General features: G+C 63.4%; 11 protein-coding genes and 2 tRNA genes. 5 read left to right on the top strand and 8 right to left on the bottom strand.

Annotated features, from left to right (window positions below):
* Window positions 1-51 precede the first annotated feature (51 nt).
* Complete coding sequence (locus tag ACVIIV_RS23460) at window positions 52-414, top strand: hypothetical protein (RefSeq protein ID WP_456746260.1); 363 nt, start codon at window positions 52-54, stop codon at window positions 412-414.
* A gap of 234 nt (window positions 415-648) precedes the next feature.
* A tRNA-Val gene (locus ACVIIV_RS23455) sits at window positions 649-725 on the top strand.
* A gap of 113 nt (window positions 726-838) precedes the next feature.
* Here the strand turns inward: ACVIIV_RS23455 and ACVIIV_RS23450 are convergent.
* From ACVIIV_RS23450 to ACVIIV_RS23425, 6 genes are all read right to left on the bottom strand, one after another.
* Entirely contained in the window at window positions 839-1,243 is a 405-nt protein-coding gene (locus tag ACVIIV_RS23450; RefSeq protein WP_456746259.1) for a GFA family protein, read from the bottom strand.
* Between the two features lie 59 nt (window positions 1,244-1,302).
* A complete protein-coding gene (gene lon / locus ACVIIV_RS23445; RefSeq protein WP_456746258.1) occupies window positions 1,303-3,726 on the bottom strand; it encodes an endopeptidase La in 2,424 nt (807 codons plus the stop codon).
* 320 nt (window positions 3,727-4,046) lie between these two features.
* A complete protein-coding gene (gene clpX, locus ACVIIV_RS23440) occupies window positions 4,047-5,318 on the bottom strand; it encodes an ATP-dependent Clp protease ATP-binding subunit ClpX (RefSeq protein WP_008547851.1) in 1,272 nt (423 codons plus the stop codon).
* 459 nt (window positions 5,319-5,777) lie between these two features.
* The gene (locus ACVIIV_RS23435; RefSeq protein WP_197959283.1) at window positions 5,778-6,413 is read right to left on the bottom strand and encodes an ATP-dependent Clp protease proteolytic subunit; all 636 of its coding nucleotides are present in this window, start codon (window positions 6,411-6,413) and stop codon (window positions 5,778-5,780) included.
* Between the two features lie 380 nt (window positions 6,414-6,793).
* Window positions 6,794-8,155 (bottom strand): trigger factor, encoded by a 1,362-nt coding sequence (gene tig / locus ACVIIV_RS23430; protein WP_456746257.1) that lies wholly within the window; start codon window positions 8,153-8,155, stop codon window positions 6,794-6,796.
* 174 nt (window positions 8,156-8,329) lie between these two features.
* Window positions 8,330-8,414: transfer RNA gene (locus tag ACVIIV_RS23425), tRNA-Leu, on the bottom strand.
* A gap of 154 nt (window positions 8,415-8,568) precedes the next feature.
* Between ACVIIV_RS23425 and ACVIIV_RS23420 the strand changes: the two genes are divergently transcribed.
* Complete coding sequence (locus ACVIIV_RS23420; protein WP_456746256.1) at window positions 8,569-9,870, top strand: multicopper oxidase family protein; 1,302 nt, start codon at window positions 8,569-8,571, stop codon at window positions 9,868-9,870.
* Between the two features lie 107 nt (window positions 9,871-9,977).
* Here ACVIIV_RS23420 and ACVIIV_RS23415 read toward each other — a convergent pair whose 3' ends face one another.
* Window positions 9,978-11,477 carry an NAD(P)H-hydrate dehydratase gene (locus ACVIIV_RS23415; protein WP_456746255.1) on the bottom strand — a complete coding sequence of 500 codons (1,500 nt, stop codon included), beginning with the start codon at window positions 11,475-11,477 and terminating at the stop codon, window positions 9,978-9,980.
* 380 nt (window positions 11,478-11,857) lie between these two features.
* Here ACVIIV_RS23415 and ACVIIV_RS23410 point away from each other — a divergent pair, with 380 nt between their 5' ends.
* Together ACVIIV_RS23410 and glnA are read left to right on the top strand one after the other, a co-directional pair.
* A complete protein-coding gene (locus ACVIIV_RS23410; protein ID WP_007603495.1) occupies window positions 11,858-12,196 on the top strand; it encodes a P-II family nitrogen regulator in 339 nt (112 codons plus the stop codon).
* A 153-nt stretch (window positions 12,197-12,349) separates the two neighbouring features.
* Window positions 12,350-13,759, top strand: a complete 1,410-nt coding sequence (glnA, locus tag ACVIIV_RS23405; RefSeq protein ID WP_456746254.1) for a type I glutamate--ammonia ligase — start codon at window positions 12,350-12,352, stop codon at window positions 13,757-13,759.
* Window positions 13,760-13,916: 157 nt separating this feature from the next.
* Here glnA and ACVIIV_RS23400 read toward each other — a convergent pair whose 3' ends face one another.
* A complete protein-coding gene (locus tag ACVIIV_RS23400; RefSeq protein ID WP_456746253.1) occupies window positions 13,917-15,056 on the bottom strand; it encodes an asparaginase in 1,140 nt (379 codons plus the stop codon).
* Window positions 15,057-15,119: the final 63 nt, after the last annotated feature.

Below are 15,119 nucleotides of genomic sequence, written 5' to 3'. Positions count from 1 at the left end.
TGCCAACCAGATTTCCTCGATAGGTTCGCCGTTCCTCAAACTGGAAAAGGCATGGCCATGCGCAGCTTCACGGCATCCGTCATCGTTGCAGCTCTCTGTCTCGGAACACCTGCTCTGGTGCAGGCACAGGGCGCATCGTCGCAAACCGGCGAGGAACAGCCGTCCACTCAGTCCAGCACGGTGATCCGGAGCATACAGGTTGTGGACGTCAAGGAATTGCAGCCGTCGGTGCGTGCGAAAGTCGATGAACTCGTGGCGCACACAAGTGATGAAGACATCCAGTCGCTTCGGAAGTCCATCGACGCCACACCGCAGGCAGCCTCCGTGCTCAAGGCCAAGGGGTTGAGTTCGTCGCAAGTCGTCGCGATCAACATCGCCGACGGCGTGCTGACAATGTTCACCAAGACAGCCTGACACCAGACGGATTTCGAGGCTGCACGGCGACCGGGAGCATGATCGCCGCCTCCTCGGCCGGATGACGAGATCCGCGCTACGAAACAGAATTGCCCTGCAGCGGGCTGCTGCAGGGCTGCTCCTGTTCAGCATGAAAACCCGACCGGGCCGCGAATTGGAGCCAGTTCGCGGCGCGCTCGGCTCTTGCTTCGATACCCGCCGGGGCGCTAAAGAGGCGCACTTGAAGGCGCATTTGGGCGGTTAGCTCAGCTGGTTAGAGCATCTCGTTTACACCGAGAGGGTCCGCGGTTCGAATCCGTGACCGCCCACCAGCCTTCGCTCGCTTCGCGAGCTACGGCTCGGCAGGTCATGAGCGCGAAGCGAGCGAAGGCTGCCGCGCCGAAGCCGTTTGGCGAAGGCGGGCTTTCGCGGCGAACTTCAGCCCTCAATCCTGCGGCCTCCCCGGCAGCAGCGGCACCGCATCGAGCCACACCGCCGCCGACTGGCACCAGATCTGCCTCACAGGCCGCAGCTTGTCGCGCTGGCGGATGCTACCCCAGCGGATGCCCCAATCATCGGCCTGGTCGCCCTCGCCGCTGGTGAACAGCGGGGAACCGCAATCCGCGCAGAAATGCTGGAAGCGTATCCGGCCATTGTCGCCCCGCTTGCCGTAGACCTTGGGCGTGCCGGCGGTCAGCTTGACATCGGCGCCGGTGCAGATCGCCGTCACCCGGAACGGCGAGCCGGTCAGCGTCTGGCAATCGGTGCAGTGACAGACCGAGACAGCCTCCGGATCGATCTCGGCCTCGAAGGTGATCTTGCCGCAATGGCATTGCCCGTCGACCTGCATGGCCAGCTCCAAACAAAAACGGCGCCCGAAGGCGCCGTTCTATCATCTTTCGCTTGAGATCAGTGAGCGGTCAGGCCGCCGGCGGCCTCGTCGCCGTCCGGCTTCACCGTCACTTTGGTGTCCTCTTCCCAGACGATCGGCACGGGCTTCTTCACCAGCGCCTTGGCGACGACGTCGTCGAGGCGGGAGACCGGGATGATCTCCATGCCGCCCTTGATCGCATCGGAAATCTCCGTGAGATCCTTGGCGTTGTCCTCGGGAATCAGCACCGTCTTGATGCCGCCGCGGGCCGCAGCCAGCAGCTTCTCCTTCAGGCCGCCGATCGGCAGCACGCGGCCGCGCAGCGTGATCTCGCCGGTCATCGCGACATCGTGGCGGACCGGGATGCCGGTCATGACCGAGATGATCGCGGTGGCCATGGCGACGCCCGCGGACGGGCCATCCTTCGGCGTCGCGCCTTCCGGCACGTGCACGTGGATGTCGCGCCGGTCGAACAGCGGCGGCTCGACGCCGTAGTTGATCGCCCGCGAACGGACATAGGACGCCGCCGCCGAGATCGACTCCTTCATGACGTCACGCAGATTGCCCGTGACCGTCATCTTGCCCTTGCCGGGCATCATGACGCCTTCGATGGTCAGCAGCTCGCCGCCGACATCAGTCCAGGCAAGGCCGGTGACGATGCCGACCTGCGGCTCGCTCTCGATCTCGCCGAAGCGGTACTTCGGCACGCCGAGCAGCTCTTCCAGAGTCTTCTCGGTGACCTTGACCGACTTCTTCTTGGAGATCATCAGCTCCTTCACCGCCTTGCGGGCCAGTGTGGAGAGCTCACGCTCCAGGTTGCGCACGCCCGCTTCGCGGGTGTAGCGGCGGATCAGAAGCAGCAGCGCCTCGTCGTCGATCGAGAACTCCTTGGAGTCGAGGCCGTGCTTGGACACCGCGTTCGGGATCAGATGCTTGCGCGCGATCTCGACCTTCTCGTTCTCGGTGTAGCCCGCGATCCGGATGATCTCCATGCGGTCCATCAGCGGCCCGGGAATATTGAGCGTATTCGCGGTCGTGATGAACATCACGTTGGACAGATCGTAGTCGACCTCGAGATAATGGTCGTTGAAGGTCCCGTTCTGCTCGGGATCGAGAACCTCCAGCAGCGCCGAGGACGGATCGCCGCGGAAATCGGCGCCCATCTTGTCGATCTCGTCCAAGAGGAACAGCGGATTGGACGACTTGGCCTTGCGCATCGACTGGATGATCTTGCCGGGCATCGAGCCGATATAGGTGCGGCGGTGACCGCGGATCTCGGCCTCGTCGCGCACGCCGCCGAGCGAGACGCGCACGAATTCGCGCCCCGTCGCCTTCGCGATCGACTTGCCGAGCGAGGTCTTGCCGACGCCGGGAGGCCCGACGAGGCACAGGATCGGTCCGGTCAGCTTGTTGGCGCGCGACTGCACCGCGAGATACTCGACGATGCGTTCCTTGACCTTCTCGAGCCCGTAGTGATCGGAGTCCAGGATGGCTTGCGCCTGCTCCAGATCCTTCTTCACCTTGGACTTCTTGTTCCACGGGATCGACAGCAGCCAATCCAGATAGTTGCGCACGACGGTCGCTTCCGCGGACATCGGCGACATCTGGCGCAGCTTCTTCAATTCATGCTGCGCCTTCTCGCGCGCTTCCTTGGAGAGCTTGGTCTTGGAGATCTTCTCTTCGAGATCGGCGAGCTCGTCGCGACCGTCGTCGTCGCCGAGTTCCTTCTGGATCGCCTTCATCTGCTCGTTGAGATAATACTCGCGCTGGGTCTTCTCCATTTGTCGTTTGACACGAGAACGAATCCGCTTCTCGACCTGCAGCACCGAGATCTCGCTCTCCATCAGGCCCAGCACCTTCTCCAGGCGCGTGGTGACGGACAGCGTCTCCAGGATGCCTTGCCGATCCGCGATCTTCACGGCGAGATGCGAGGCAACCGTGTCGGCGAGCTTGGCGAAATCGGTGATCGCCTGCACGACGCCGACGACCTCGGCCGAGATCTTCTTGTTGAGCTTCACATAGCTCTCGAAGTCGGACACGACCGAGCGCGCCAGCGCCTCCGCCTCGACCGACTTCGCATCGGTATCGGCGAGCGCAACGGCAGTTGCCTCGTAATAGTCGGCGCGGTCGGTGTATTTCGACACGCGCGCACGCTCGAGCCCCTCGACCAGCACCTTCACGGTGCCGTCGGGAAGCTTCAAGAGCTGGAGCACGCTGGCAAGCGTCCCGGTCTCGTAAATGGCATCGGGCGCCGGATCATCGTCGGACGCGTTCTTCTGCGTCGCGAGCATGATCAGCGCGTCGTTCTTCATCACCTCTTCGAGGGCGCGGATCGACTTCTCGCGGCCGACGAAAAGCGGAACGATCATGTGCGGGAAGACGACGATGTCGCGCAGCGGCAGCACGGGATAGGCGTGCGTTTCGCCATGGACGATGGTTGGCCGGGGTTTGGGATTAGTCATGGCCTTTTCCTTTTGCTTTGCCCCCCTGCACGCAGCCCGCTGATCGCGCAACCGCCACAAGGTGCCGAGGTGATCCGCAAGACCGGTCGGTCCTCTGCAAGTTGGACCGGCTCGACGGATCGGAACTGAGGCGAATCTTGAAGAGAATTTTCGCTCGCCGCCGACATTAGGTGGCTATCGACCCGGGGGGTGTCAAGTCATCGAAAAACGCGCGCCATCAGGCGCTTACGCACGCAGTAAGCGACGCAACACCGGCTGCGGAAATACGACTTCCGCAGCCCACCTCGAGCAGACAATTGGAGCGTTCCAGCGCCGCCAGATCAGGCGCTGGCGTTCTCGACGGCGCGATCGGACCGATCGGCATAGATGTAGAGCGGACGCGCCGTTCCTTCCACCACTTCGCGGGAAATCACGACCTCTTCCACACCTTCCAGGCCCGGCAGGTCGAACATGGTCTCGAGCAGGATCGCCTCGAGGATCGAACGCAGACCCCGCGCGCCGGTCTTGCGCTCGATCGCCTTGCGGGCGACCGCGCCAAGCGCCTCATCGGCGAAGGTCAGCTCGATGTTCTCCATCTCGAACAGCCGCTGGTACTGTTTCACCAGCGCGTTTTTCGGCTCCGTGAGGATCTTCTTCAGCGAGGTCTCATCGAGATCCTCAAGCGTCGCCACGACCGGCAGACGGCCGACGAACTCGGGGATGAGGCCGTACTTCAGGAGGTCCTCAGGCTCGACGTGACGGAAGATCTCGCCGGTACGGCGATCCTCCGGCGCGAGCACCTGGGCGCCGAAGCCGATCGAGGTCGACCGTCCGCGTGCCGAGATGATCTTCTCGAGGCCGGCGAAAGCGCCGCCGCAGATGAACAGGATGTTGGTGGTATCCACCTGCAGGAACTCCTGCTGCGGATGCTTGCGGCCGCCTTGCGGCGGGACCGAAGCCACCGTGCCTTCCATGATCTTCAGCAGCGCCTGCTGCACGCCCTCACCCGATACGTCGCGCGTGATCGAGGGGTTGTCGGACTTGCGGCTGATCTTGTCGATTTCGTCGATGTAGACGATGCCGCGCTGGGCGCGCTCGACATTGTAGTCCGCGGCCTGGAGCAGCTTCAGGATGATGTTCTCGACGTCCTCGCCGACATAGCCGGCTTCAGTCAGCGTCGTCGCATCCGCCATCGTGAACGGCACGTCCAGGATGCGGGCGAGCGTCTGCGCGAGCAGCGTCTTGCCCGAGCCGGTCGGACCGATCAGCAGGATGTTCGACTTCGCGAGTTCGACGTCGTTGTGCTTGGTCTGATGGTTGAGGCGCTTGTAGTGGTTGTGCACCGCGACCGACAGGACCTTCTTCGCATGGCTCTGGCCGATCACGTAATCGTCCAGCACCTTGCAGATTTCCTTCGGCGTCGGAATACCGTCGCGCGACTTGACCAGCGAGGACTTGTTCTCCTCGCGGATGATGTCCATGCAGAGCTCAACGCACTCGTCGCAGATGAAGACCGTGGGACCCGCGATCAGTTTGCGGACTTCGTGCTGGCTCTTGCCGCAGAACGAGCAATATAGCGTGTTCTTGGAGTCGCTCGTGCCGACCTTACTCATTCATGTCTCCGTCCGCGGTTCGATCCCGTTCCGCTCGATCGCTCCATTCCGACACGATGGTCGGTATGAAGCTTAAGTAGAGCAAATTCCGTACCAAAAAAGACCCTACGCATTACATCCCGTGCGAATCGCGGTCACTCGATTCTCCCGCGATCATAGCCGATCAATCGTAGCCAACCATGCTGTCACCCGACTATCAAGAATTCGCTAATCGGGGGTCGCCGGCCACCCGTGACAATACCGTGATTTCCGGACTTGGCACGGGCGAAAGTGATCGAAATCACCCCGGCGTTGCGCGATTGCCACGAAAAACAAGCACGAAAGCGGAACTTTCTGCTTGTCGCAGCGCGCAAAACCGCGTTTTGCGACGCGTGGCGCGCGCACCTAACGTGAACGCCACCCTGATGGTCCCGGTGATCCCCAACTTAGCAAGGGGATCACCATGACGACCCAGTAGTGCTACGGGACTTTCGCCGGCGCCGGCTCCTCGGCACGCTTGTCGATCACCTTGTCGACCAGACCGAACTCCTTGGCATCGTTTGCGGTCAGGAACTTGTCGCGCTCCAGCGCATCCTCGATCGACTTGTAGGTCTGGCCGGTGTGCTTCACGTAGATCTCGTTGAGCCGCTTCTTCAGGTTCAGGATTTCCTGGGCGTGCAGCATGATGTCGGTGGCCTGGCCCTGGAAGCCGCCGGAGGGCTGGTGCACCATGATGCGCGCGTTCGGCAGCGAGAAGCGCATGTCCTTCTCGCCGGCCGCAAGCAGCAGCGAGCCCATCGAGGCGGCCTGCCCCGTGCACAGCGTCGAGACCGGTGGGCGGATGAACTGCATGGTGTCGTAGATCGCAAGGCCCGACGTCACCACGCCGCCCGGCGAGTTGATGTACATCGAGATTTCCTTCTTCGGATTTTCCGCCTCGAGGAACAACAGCTGCGCGACGATCAGCGTCGACATGCCGTCCTCGACCGGGCCGGTCACGAAGATGATGCGCTCCTTCAGGAGGCGTGAGAAGATGTCGTAGGCGCGCTCGCCACGGTTGGTCTGCTCGACCACCATGGGCACGAGGTTCATGTAAGTTTCAACCGGATCGCGCATGAGTCACCTAGGGTTTTTCGGAGACGGACATCGCCGGGCCTGGCTGCCAGTTTGGCTGGATGTGCCGGAAGGGCGAATGGACGTCCCGTGATGCAGGAACTTGGTAGAGGTAGAAGACGTAGCGACAGATATAGCCCAATTCGCGCCTGACAAGTGCGGAGCGCATTAAGGGCTTAATCCGTCGGGGAGTTGAAGCTGATTCGCATAAAGAGGCCCAGCCGACCATCTGGCTAGCTGGACCTCTTTCCTGATCATCCTTAATAGAAAACTGTCCTAGAGCCCCGCTCCGATGGAATCGGAAAGGAGCTCTAGCTTCTATTTTTGACGCGTTTTCTTCACGCGAACCTGTATCCACTTCGCTCGAAAACGCTCCAGAGCCTTCAGGCAGCGGTCTTTTCCGCGTCATCGTCCTTGTAGAGGTCTTCGCGCGAGACCTTCTTCTCGGTCACGTTGGCGAGCTCGAGGATGAAGTCGACGACCTTGTCCTCATAGATCGGTGCACGAAGCTGGGCCAGCGCCTGGGCGTTGTTGCGGTAATAGTCCCAGACCTCCTTCTCGCGGCCGGGCATCGAGCGCGCGCGCTCGATCACGGCGCGGCCGACCTCATCGTCGGTCACGGTGATCTTGTTCTTCTCGCCGATCTCGGAGAGCACGAGGCCAAGCCGCACGCGGCGATCGGCGATCTTGCGGTACTCTTCCTTCGCCTTGTCCTCAGTGGTGTCCTCGTCGGCAAAGGTCTTGCCGGCGGAATCCATCTCGGCCTTGACCGAGTTCCACATCAGATTGAACTCCTCGTCGACGAGCGAGGGCGGCGCCTCGAAGCGATGCGCCTCGTCGAGGCGGTCGAGCAGCGCGCGCTTGACGCGCTGGCGCGTCGCGGTGGCGAACTCGGCAGAAAGGCGCTCGCGCGCCGCTTCCTTGAGCTTGTCCAGCGATTCCAGGCCGAGCGACTTGGCGAACTCGTCGTCGATCGCAAGGTCCTGCGGCGCCTCGATCAGGGTCGCGGTGGTCTCGAACTCGGCGGGCTGTCCGGCCAGCTTGTCGTTCATGTAGTTCTTGGGGAACGACACCTTCAGCGTGCGGGTCTCGCTCGCGCCGATGCCGATCAGCTGCTCTTCGAAGCCCGGGATGAAGGTGTTGGAGCCGATCACGACCTGGATGCCCTCGCCGGTGCCGCCCTCGAAGACTTCGCCGTTGATGCTGCCCTTGAAGTTGATGGTGACGCGGTCACCCGAGGCGGCCTTGGTACCCTCGCCCTTGTCGGCATAGGTGCGGTTGGAATCGGCGATGCGCTTGATCGCCTCGTCGACGTCGGTGTCGGAGACCTCGGCAACGGGCTTCTCGACCTGGAACGTCTTGAAGTCCGCGAGCGCGATCGCCGGCACCACCTCGATCGCGACCGTGTAGGTCAGATCGGTCTTGCCGCTCAGCAGCTCCTCGACGTCCTTCTGTTCCGTCGGCATGGTGATCTTCGGCTCGGTCGCGAGACGGAAGCCGCGCTCGGAGAACAGCTGCGTGTTGGTGTCGCGGATGGTCTGGTCGATGGTTTCGGCCATGACCGAACGGCCGTAGACCTTCTTCAGGTGCGCGACGGGCACCTTGCCCGGACGGAAGCCGTTGATGCGGACCTTGTCCTTGAGGTCGACGAGCTTGGCACCGGCCTTGGCATCGAGATCAGACGCGGGGACGCTGATCTTGAACTCGTGCTTCAAACCTTCCGAGAGGGTTTCTGTGACCTGCATGGCGTCCAATCTTCTTTTCGTTCGGTCCCGGCACGTCGCGCGTCGGGACGCTGTCATTAATCGATCCGGCGCGAGGCAAACGCCTCAACGCCGGTGGTTCATCGGACCGGCTCCAGACGGACGAACATCCGCGCGGAAGCAGGTCTCGTAATCCGTGCAAACGCGATAAGCGCTTGGTGCGGGCGGAGGGACTCGAACCCCCACAACTTTCGTCACTGGAACCTAAATCCAGCGCGTCTACCAGTTCCGCCACGCCCGCGTGAATTTGCATCAAGACCGGCCGCGATGCCGCGGGCGGCCGGGCTTATAGCATGTGCCTGACTGTTCGCAGCAAAAAAATGGCCTGATGGAGGCATGCTTCAAATAGGCACGGCGGCTGGACTTATCCAGCACGGCATGGTCCGGATCGTGCCATGACAACGCGGATCCATGCCCCACATCGGCGCGAGGTTTTGGCAGGCCTCGGTGCCTCGGCAGCCGGGCTGATCGCCGGCGCCGCCGCCCCGTCCATCACCGCCCAGCTCGCCCTCCAAGCAAGGTCGGCGACGCTGTCTCTAAGACCTGATCAGCCTGCTACACCAATCTGGGAGCTGGCCGCCGTAAGCCACCTCAGGGACGTCCGTCTCAAACGCGGCGACCGCTGCGAAGTGGTGTTTCGGAACGACCTGCCTGTGCCACTTGCGCCGGTCTGGTACGGCCTCAATGGAGTGCTCGCGACCGACCCGCTGCGAGGCCGCGCGCCCGCCGCGCCGGACACTTCAGAAACATCAATTATTTCAATACGAAGCGCAGGAACCCTGCTGACTGACTTCCGTCTCTTCGAGGCCGGCCTGAAGCAGCCCGCGCGCCCGCTCCCGATCATCGCGGCCGAGACCAGCCGGGTTGCCGTCGATCGTGACGAGATCCTGTTGATCGAGGAATGGCGCCTGCGGCCGGATGGCACCGCGGTCCCTCCGGGCCAGGACCCGAAGGACACGACACCGCTCTACACCGTCAATGGCAGAACTTCATTCGAACTCTCAGCCGCAGCTCATGAGCGGCTGCGGCTGCGCTTTATCAACGGCTCCCAACGTACTGTTCTGGCGATCAAATTGGAAAGCCATGAGGTCCGGGTCATGGCCCTGGACGGACAGCCAGCCGAGCCATTCCCCGCGCGCAACGGCGCGGTGGTGCTGGCTCCCGGCGCGCGAGCCGACGCGTTTGTGGATACGGCCATGTCGGCCGCATTCCTGCTGCACGACGGCAAGGAGGCGCGCCAGGTCGGACGTCTCGCCATCTCTGGGAAGCTGGAGCGCGCGCCGCTGTTGCCGCCGCAACCGCTCCCCTCGAACAACCTGCCTGACCAGCTCGACCTGAAAGGCGCCCTGCGGTTCGATGTCGCGCTCGGCGTAGCCGATGCTGGCTGGGCACGGCCCGCAAGCTTCGCCACCGCCTCCGCCCCCGCCTTCCGCGCCAAGACCGGCCGCACCGTCGTGCTGGCGCTCAAGAACCCTGCGCCTACCACGTCCGTGTTCCACTTGCACGGTCACCCCTTCCGCCTGCTCGACAAGCTCGACGACGGCTGGAAGCCCTACTGGCTCGACACGCTTGCGATCGAGCCCGGTCAAACCCAACGCATTGCGTTCGCGGCAACCTCACCCGGACGATGGCTGCTCGAATCCGTCGTGACCGACTGGGCCGCGCCGCGGCTGGTGCGCTGGTACGCGGTGGAGTGAGATTTTGTAGGATGGGTAGAGCGCAGCGAAACCCATCCTACCGCGCCGAGGTTTGAGATGATGGGTTTCGCTGCGCTCTACCCATCCTACCCGCCGTAGTGAACAGCTCAGTACTCCACGCCCAGCGCGCCATAGATCCGCCGGTGCACGGCCGGCAGCGTTTCGGTCAGATCCTCCGCGATCAGGCCTGGCCCGGCTTCGCTCGCGGCCTCGCCGTGCATCCAGACGCCGATGCTGGCGGACTCGAAGGCCGGCACGCCCTGCGCGAGGAGCCCTGCGATGATGCCGGAGAGCACATCGCCGGCACCTGCCGTGGCGAGCCAGGGCGGCGCGTTGGCAGCGATGGCGGCACGGCCATCGGGGGCGGCGATGGTGGTGTCCGGGCCCTTCAGGAGCACAACGGCGCCGGAGCGCTCGGCGGCGGCGCGGACGCGCTCGAGCTTGGAGCGGCCGGGATGCTTGTTGCTGAGGTCGGAGAACAGGCGTGGAAACTCGCCTTCGTGCGGGGTCAGCACCACCGCATTGTCCTGCGAGGACTTGATCGACTCGAATAGGTGCTCCGGGGTTGCGGCAAAGCTCGTCAGCGCGTCCGCGTCCAGCACCAGATGTCGTTGTGCGGCAAGCGCGGTGTGGACCATGTCGCAGGTGCGTTCGCCGATGCCGGCGCCGGGACCGATGATGCAGGTGTTGTAGCGCTTGTCGCCGAGCAGTTCGCCGAACTCGACCGCGGTGTCGACGGGGCGCACCATCACCGCGGTGAGCGCGGCAGCATTGATCGCGAGCGCATCGCGCGGTGAGGCGAGCGTCACCAGCCCGGCACCGGCGCGCAGCGCGCCGCGAGCCGCCAGCCGCGCCGCGCCGGTCGCGGCTGCATCGCCGGAGACCGCGAGCACATGACCGCGCGCGTATTTGTGGCCGTCGATGCGCGGCACCGGAAAGGCCGCGCCCCAGAGGTCCGGATCGTTCTCGAAGGTCTGCGGCGCGATCTCGTCCAGCACCTGCGCATTGATGCCGATGTCGGCGACGCGCACACGGCCGCAGTGCATGCGCCCGGGCAGCAGCAGATGCGCCGGCTTCTTGCGGAAGAAGGTGACGGTCTCGATGGCGTTCACCGCCACGCCCATCACGGCCGCGCTGGTGCCGTTGATGCCGCTCGGCAGGTCGACCGCGAGCACCGGGACGCCGTTGGCGTTGATCGCCTCGATCATTTCGCGCGCCTCGCCGTCCACGGTGCGGCTGAGGCCTGCACCGAACAGCGCATCGATGATCAGCGCCGGCCTTCCGATCGCCTGCGGATTGAACGGGAGCACCGGGTGCTTCCAGCCGCGCGCGGCGGAGGCCGCATCGCCCTGGAGCTGGTCGCGCTCGCACATGAGGATCACCGAGACCTCGCGCCCCTGGGCGGCGAGCTCGGCGGCTGCGACAAAACCATCGCCGCCATTGTTGCCGGGACCGGCGACGATCAGGATCGGCCCCTCCTCCACCAGCGCATGGGCGGCCTCGGCGACCGCCTGGCCCGCGCTCAGCATCAGCTTGAAACCGGGCGTGCCGGCCGCAATGGCGAGCTGGTCGGCCCGCTGCATCTCGGCGTTGCTCAGAACTTCCATGCCACTTCCTAGTACAAACGCCTCTTCAACAGGCATCTTCCTTGCCGATCCGACGGCGGGGACATCGATCTGCACATATATTGAACCGTTTGCCTATTTCGTAGTCTTCGGTATTTTGTGCAGATCGGCGCCACAGTCAGGGATGCTCGTTAGAAGGCTGATAACGCTCCAATAATCAGGGCATTTGCAACTTGGCATAGACCCTGCTTTCGAGGAAGCCGCTTCGGTTTGTCGTGCTCACTGGCATCGTACAGGGTGTGGCCGGCCGTCGTTGCCGGACTGGTCAGGGATCCCGGCATAGAGAAGACAAGATCGTGCGTTGAGAAATGCGCATCCTGACGAAGACGTTGCTATTTGATCGAAAGGCCGGGAGTCGCGCAGTGAAAAAAATCGAAGCCATCATCAAGCCATTCAAGCTCGACGAGGTGAAGGAAGCGCTTCAGGAAGTCGGTCTTCAGGGCATCACCGTCACCGAGGCCAAGGGCTTTGGCCGGCAGAAGGGGCACGCCGAGCTTTACCGCGGCGCAGAATACATCGTCGACTTCCTGCCGAAGGTAAAAATCGAGATTGTGATCGGCGACGATCTGGTCGAGCGCGCCATCGACGCGATCCGCCGCGCCGCGCAGACCGGCCGTATCGGCGACGGCAAGATTTTCGTCTCCAACATCGAAGAGGCGATCCGCATCCGAACCGGCGAATCCGGGCTGGACGCTATCTGAGCCGGGTGCTATCCCGCATTTTGCGACACTCCGATAAGAAATAAGGCTGCTTCGGCGGCCTGATTTCGTTTGTGCGGTCGCGCGCGAACTCGCCAAAAGCGAGAATAATCTTGCTCACCTGGAAACCGACCCGCAGAGCCATAAGGGGTATGCATGAAGACCGCCAAAGACGTCCTGAAATCGATCAAGGACAACGACGTGAAGTATGTCGACCTGCGCTTCACCGATCCGCGCGGCAAGTGGCAGCACGTCACGTTCGACGTCAGCATGATCGATGAAGACATCTTCGCCGAAGGGACGATGTTCGACGGCTCCTCGATCGCCGGCTGGAAGGCGATCAATGAGTCCGACATGTGCCTGATGCCCGATCCGGTGACCGCGACGATCGATCCGTTCTTCGCCGAGACCACGATGGTCATCACCTGCGACGTGCTCGAGCCGACCACCGGCGAGCCCTACAACCGCGACCCCCGCGGCATCGCCAAGAAGGCCGAGGCGATGGTGAAGTCGATGGGCGTGGGCGACAGCGTGTTCGTCGGCCCCGAAGCCGAGTTCTTCGTGTTCGACGACGTGCGCTTCTCCTCCACCCCCTACAACACCGGTTTCCGCCTCGACTCCTCGGAATTGCCGACCAACTCCGACACCGAATATGAAGGCGGCAATCTCGGCCACCGCGTCCGCACCAAGGGCGGCTATTTCCCGGTTCCGCCGCAGGACAGCGTGCAGGACATGCGCTCGGAAATGCTCGGGGCCATGGCCAAGATGGGCGTCAAGGTCGAGAAGCATCACCACGAGGTCGCTTCCGCCCAGCACGAGCTCGGCATGAAGTTCGACACGCTGACGCTGATGGCCGACCACATCCAGATCTACAAGTACTGCATCCACCAGGTCGCCCACATCTACGGCAAGACCGCCACCTTCATGCCGAAGCCGGTCTACGGCGACAACGGCTCGGGCATGCACGTGCACCAATCGATCTGGAAGGACGGCAAGCCGGTGTTCGCCGGCAACAAATATGCCGACCTGTCGGAGACCTGCCTCCACTATATCGGCGGCATCATCAAGCACGCCAAGGCGATCAACGCCTTCACCAATCCCTCGACCAACTCCTACAAGCGTCTGGTCCCGGGCTATGAGGCGCCCGTGCTGCTCGCCTATTCCGCGCGCAACCGCTCGGCCTCCTGCCGCATCCCCTATACCGCTTCGCCGAAGGCCAAGCGCGTCGAGGTACGCTTCCCCGATCCGCTCGCCAATCCCTATCTCGGCTTCGCCGCGATGCTGATGGCCGGTCTCGACGGCATCAAGAACAAGATCGACCCGGGCCCGGCGATGGACAAGGACCTCTACGACCTGCCGAAGGAAGAGCTGAAGCAGATCCCGACGGTGTGCGGCTCGCTTCGCGAGGCGCTCGAGAACCTCGACAAGGACCGCGCCTTCCTCAAGGCCGGCGGCGTGTTCGATGACGACTTCATCGACGCCTATATCGAGCTGAAGATGACCGAGGTCGAGCGCTTCGAGATGACCCCGCACCCGATCGAGTTCGACATGTACTATTCGGGCTAAATCGCCCGAACCGGACAAAGACAGGCAAAGGGCGCTCCGAAAGGGGCGCCTTTTCGTCTTGGATGCGTAGGACGGGTAGAGCCCTTGCGAAACCCATCATCCAACAACGTGCGAGGTCGATGGATTTCGCTTCCGCTCTACCCATCCTACTCGGCCGCTACCACGTCGCCGTGAACGCCTTCTGCAGGTCGGCCGGCGCCGTGACGCCGCTCGCGATCAGCAATTGGGCGAGAACGCGCGCCTTCTGCGGATTGAGGTCCTCGGACACGACGAAACCATTCTTATCGTCGTCGACCTCGACGTTCCTTGTGACGAAGCCGGATCGCACCCGCGTGGAGCGGACGACGAGGATGCCCTTCTTGGCCGCCGCTTCGAGCGCATCGAGCGCCGGCTTCGACGTGTTGCCGTCGCCGACGCCGGCCAGCACGATGCCCTTGGCGCCGCGCGAAATGGCGTCCTCGATGGGAACGGCATCCATGTTGGCGTGCGAGTAGACGATCGCGACCCGCGGCAATTGCTCGCCTGCCGGCAGCTGATAGGTCGCACGCTTGACGCCCGCAGCCTGGGTCATGAAACGGATGCCGCCGGCGGTGTCGACGTAGCCGATCGGCCCGTCATTGGGCGAGCTGAACGTCTCGATGCTCGTGGTGTTGGTCTTGGTGACCGAGCGGGCGCCTTGAATCTTGTCGTTCAGCACGGCCATGACGCCCCGCCCGCGCGAGCGCGGATCGGCGGCCACCTGCACCGCTTCGTAGAGATTGCCGGGACCGTCCGCGCTGATCGCCGTGGCCGGCCGCATCGAGCCGACCATCACCACCGGCTTGTCGCCGCGCACCACGTTGTCGAGAAAGAACGCGGTCTCCTCCAGCGTGTCGGTGCCGTGGGTGATGACGACGCCATCGGCTTCATTCTTCTCGAAGGCGTCCTGGATGCGGCGGGCCAGCGCAAACCAGACCTTGTCGTTCATGTCCTGGGATCCGATCGACGAAATCTGCTCGGCGTTCAGCTTGGCGAGCTTGTCCAGGCCCGGTACCGACTGCATCAGCTGCTCGCCCGTGATCTGGCCGGACTTGTAGGCGCCGGTCGCGCGCGGGTCGGCCTGGCCTGCGATGGTGCCGCCCGTCGCCAGCACGAGGATCCGGGGCAGATTGGCGGCAGGGGTGTCCTTGCCCGGCTCCGCGGCCTGCGCCGTTTCGCCGATCGGCCACGAACAAAGCGCGAAAGCGACCAGCGGAACGGCAAGCATGAATGTCCGACGCTGGCGGCGGCCTGGTGGACTAACGGCGTGCTTGGTCATCGAATGTTTCTCCCGTTTAAGTAGGCATCAACATTCGACACGCCCATTTGGGCGAAGATGGGT

The sequence above is a fragment of the Bradyrhizobium sp. USDA 4354 genome, assembly GCF_054060315.1.
Note: the sequence above shows the minus strand (reverse complement) of the source record. Positions and strands in the feature narration are given on the sequence as shown.

Excerpts from the sequence above, each read along its gene's own strand:
- ACVIIV_RS23460 (WP_456746260.1), top strand. The coding sequence starts at position 52 with ATGGCCATGCGCAGCTTCACGGCATCCGTCATCGTTGCAGCTCTCTGT.
- ACVIIV_RS23450 (WP_456746259.1), bottom strand. The coding sequence starts at position 1,243 with ATGCAGGTCGACGGGCAATGCCATTGCGGCAAGATCACCTTCGAGGCC.
- lon (WP_456746258.1), bottom strand. The coding sequence starts at position 3,726 with ATGACTAATCCCAAACCCCGGCCAACCATCGTCCATGGCGAAACGCAC.
- clpX (WP_008547851.1), bottom strand. The coding sequence starts at position 5,318 with ATGAGTAAGGTCGGCACGAGCGACTCCAAGAACACGCTATATTGCTCG.
- ACVIIV_RS23435 (WP_197959283.1), bottom strand. The coding sequence starts at position 6,413 with ATGCGCGATCCGGTTGAAACTTACATGAACCTCGTGCCCATGGTGGTC.
- tig (WP_456746257.1), bottom strand. The coding sequence starts at position 8,155 with ATGCAGGTCACAGAAACCCTCTCGGAAGGTTTGAAGCACGAGTTCAAG.
- ACVIIV_RS23420 (WP_456746256.1), top strand. The coding sequence starts at position 8,569 with ATGACAACGCGGATCCATGCCCCACATCGGCGCGAGGTTTTGGCAGGC.
- ACVIIV_RS23415 (WP_456746255.1), bottom strand. The coding sequence starts at position 11,477 with ATGGAAGTTCTGAGCAACGCCGAGATGCAGCGGGCCGACCAGCTCGCC.
- glnA (WP_456746254.1), top strand. The coding sequence starts at position 12,350 with ATGAAGACCGCCAAAGACGTCCTGAAATCGATCAAGGACAACGACGTG.
- ACVIIV_RS23400 (WP_456746253.1), bottom strand. The coding sequence starts at position 15,056 with ATGACCAAGCACGCCGTTAGTCCACCAGGCCGCCGCCAGCGTCGGACA.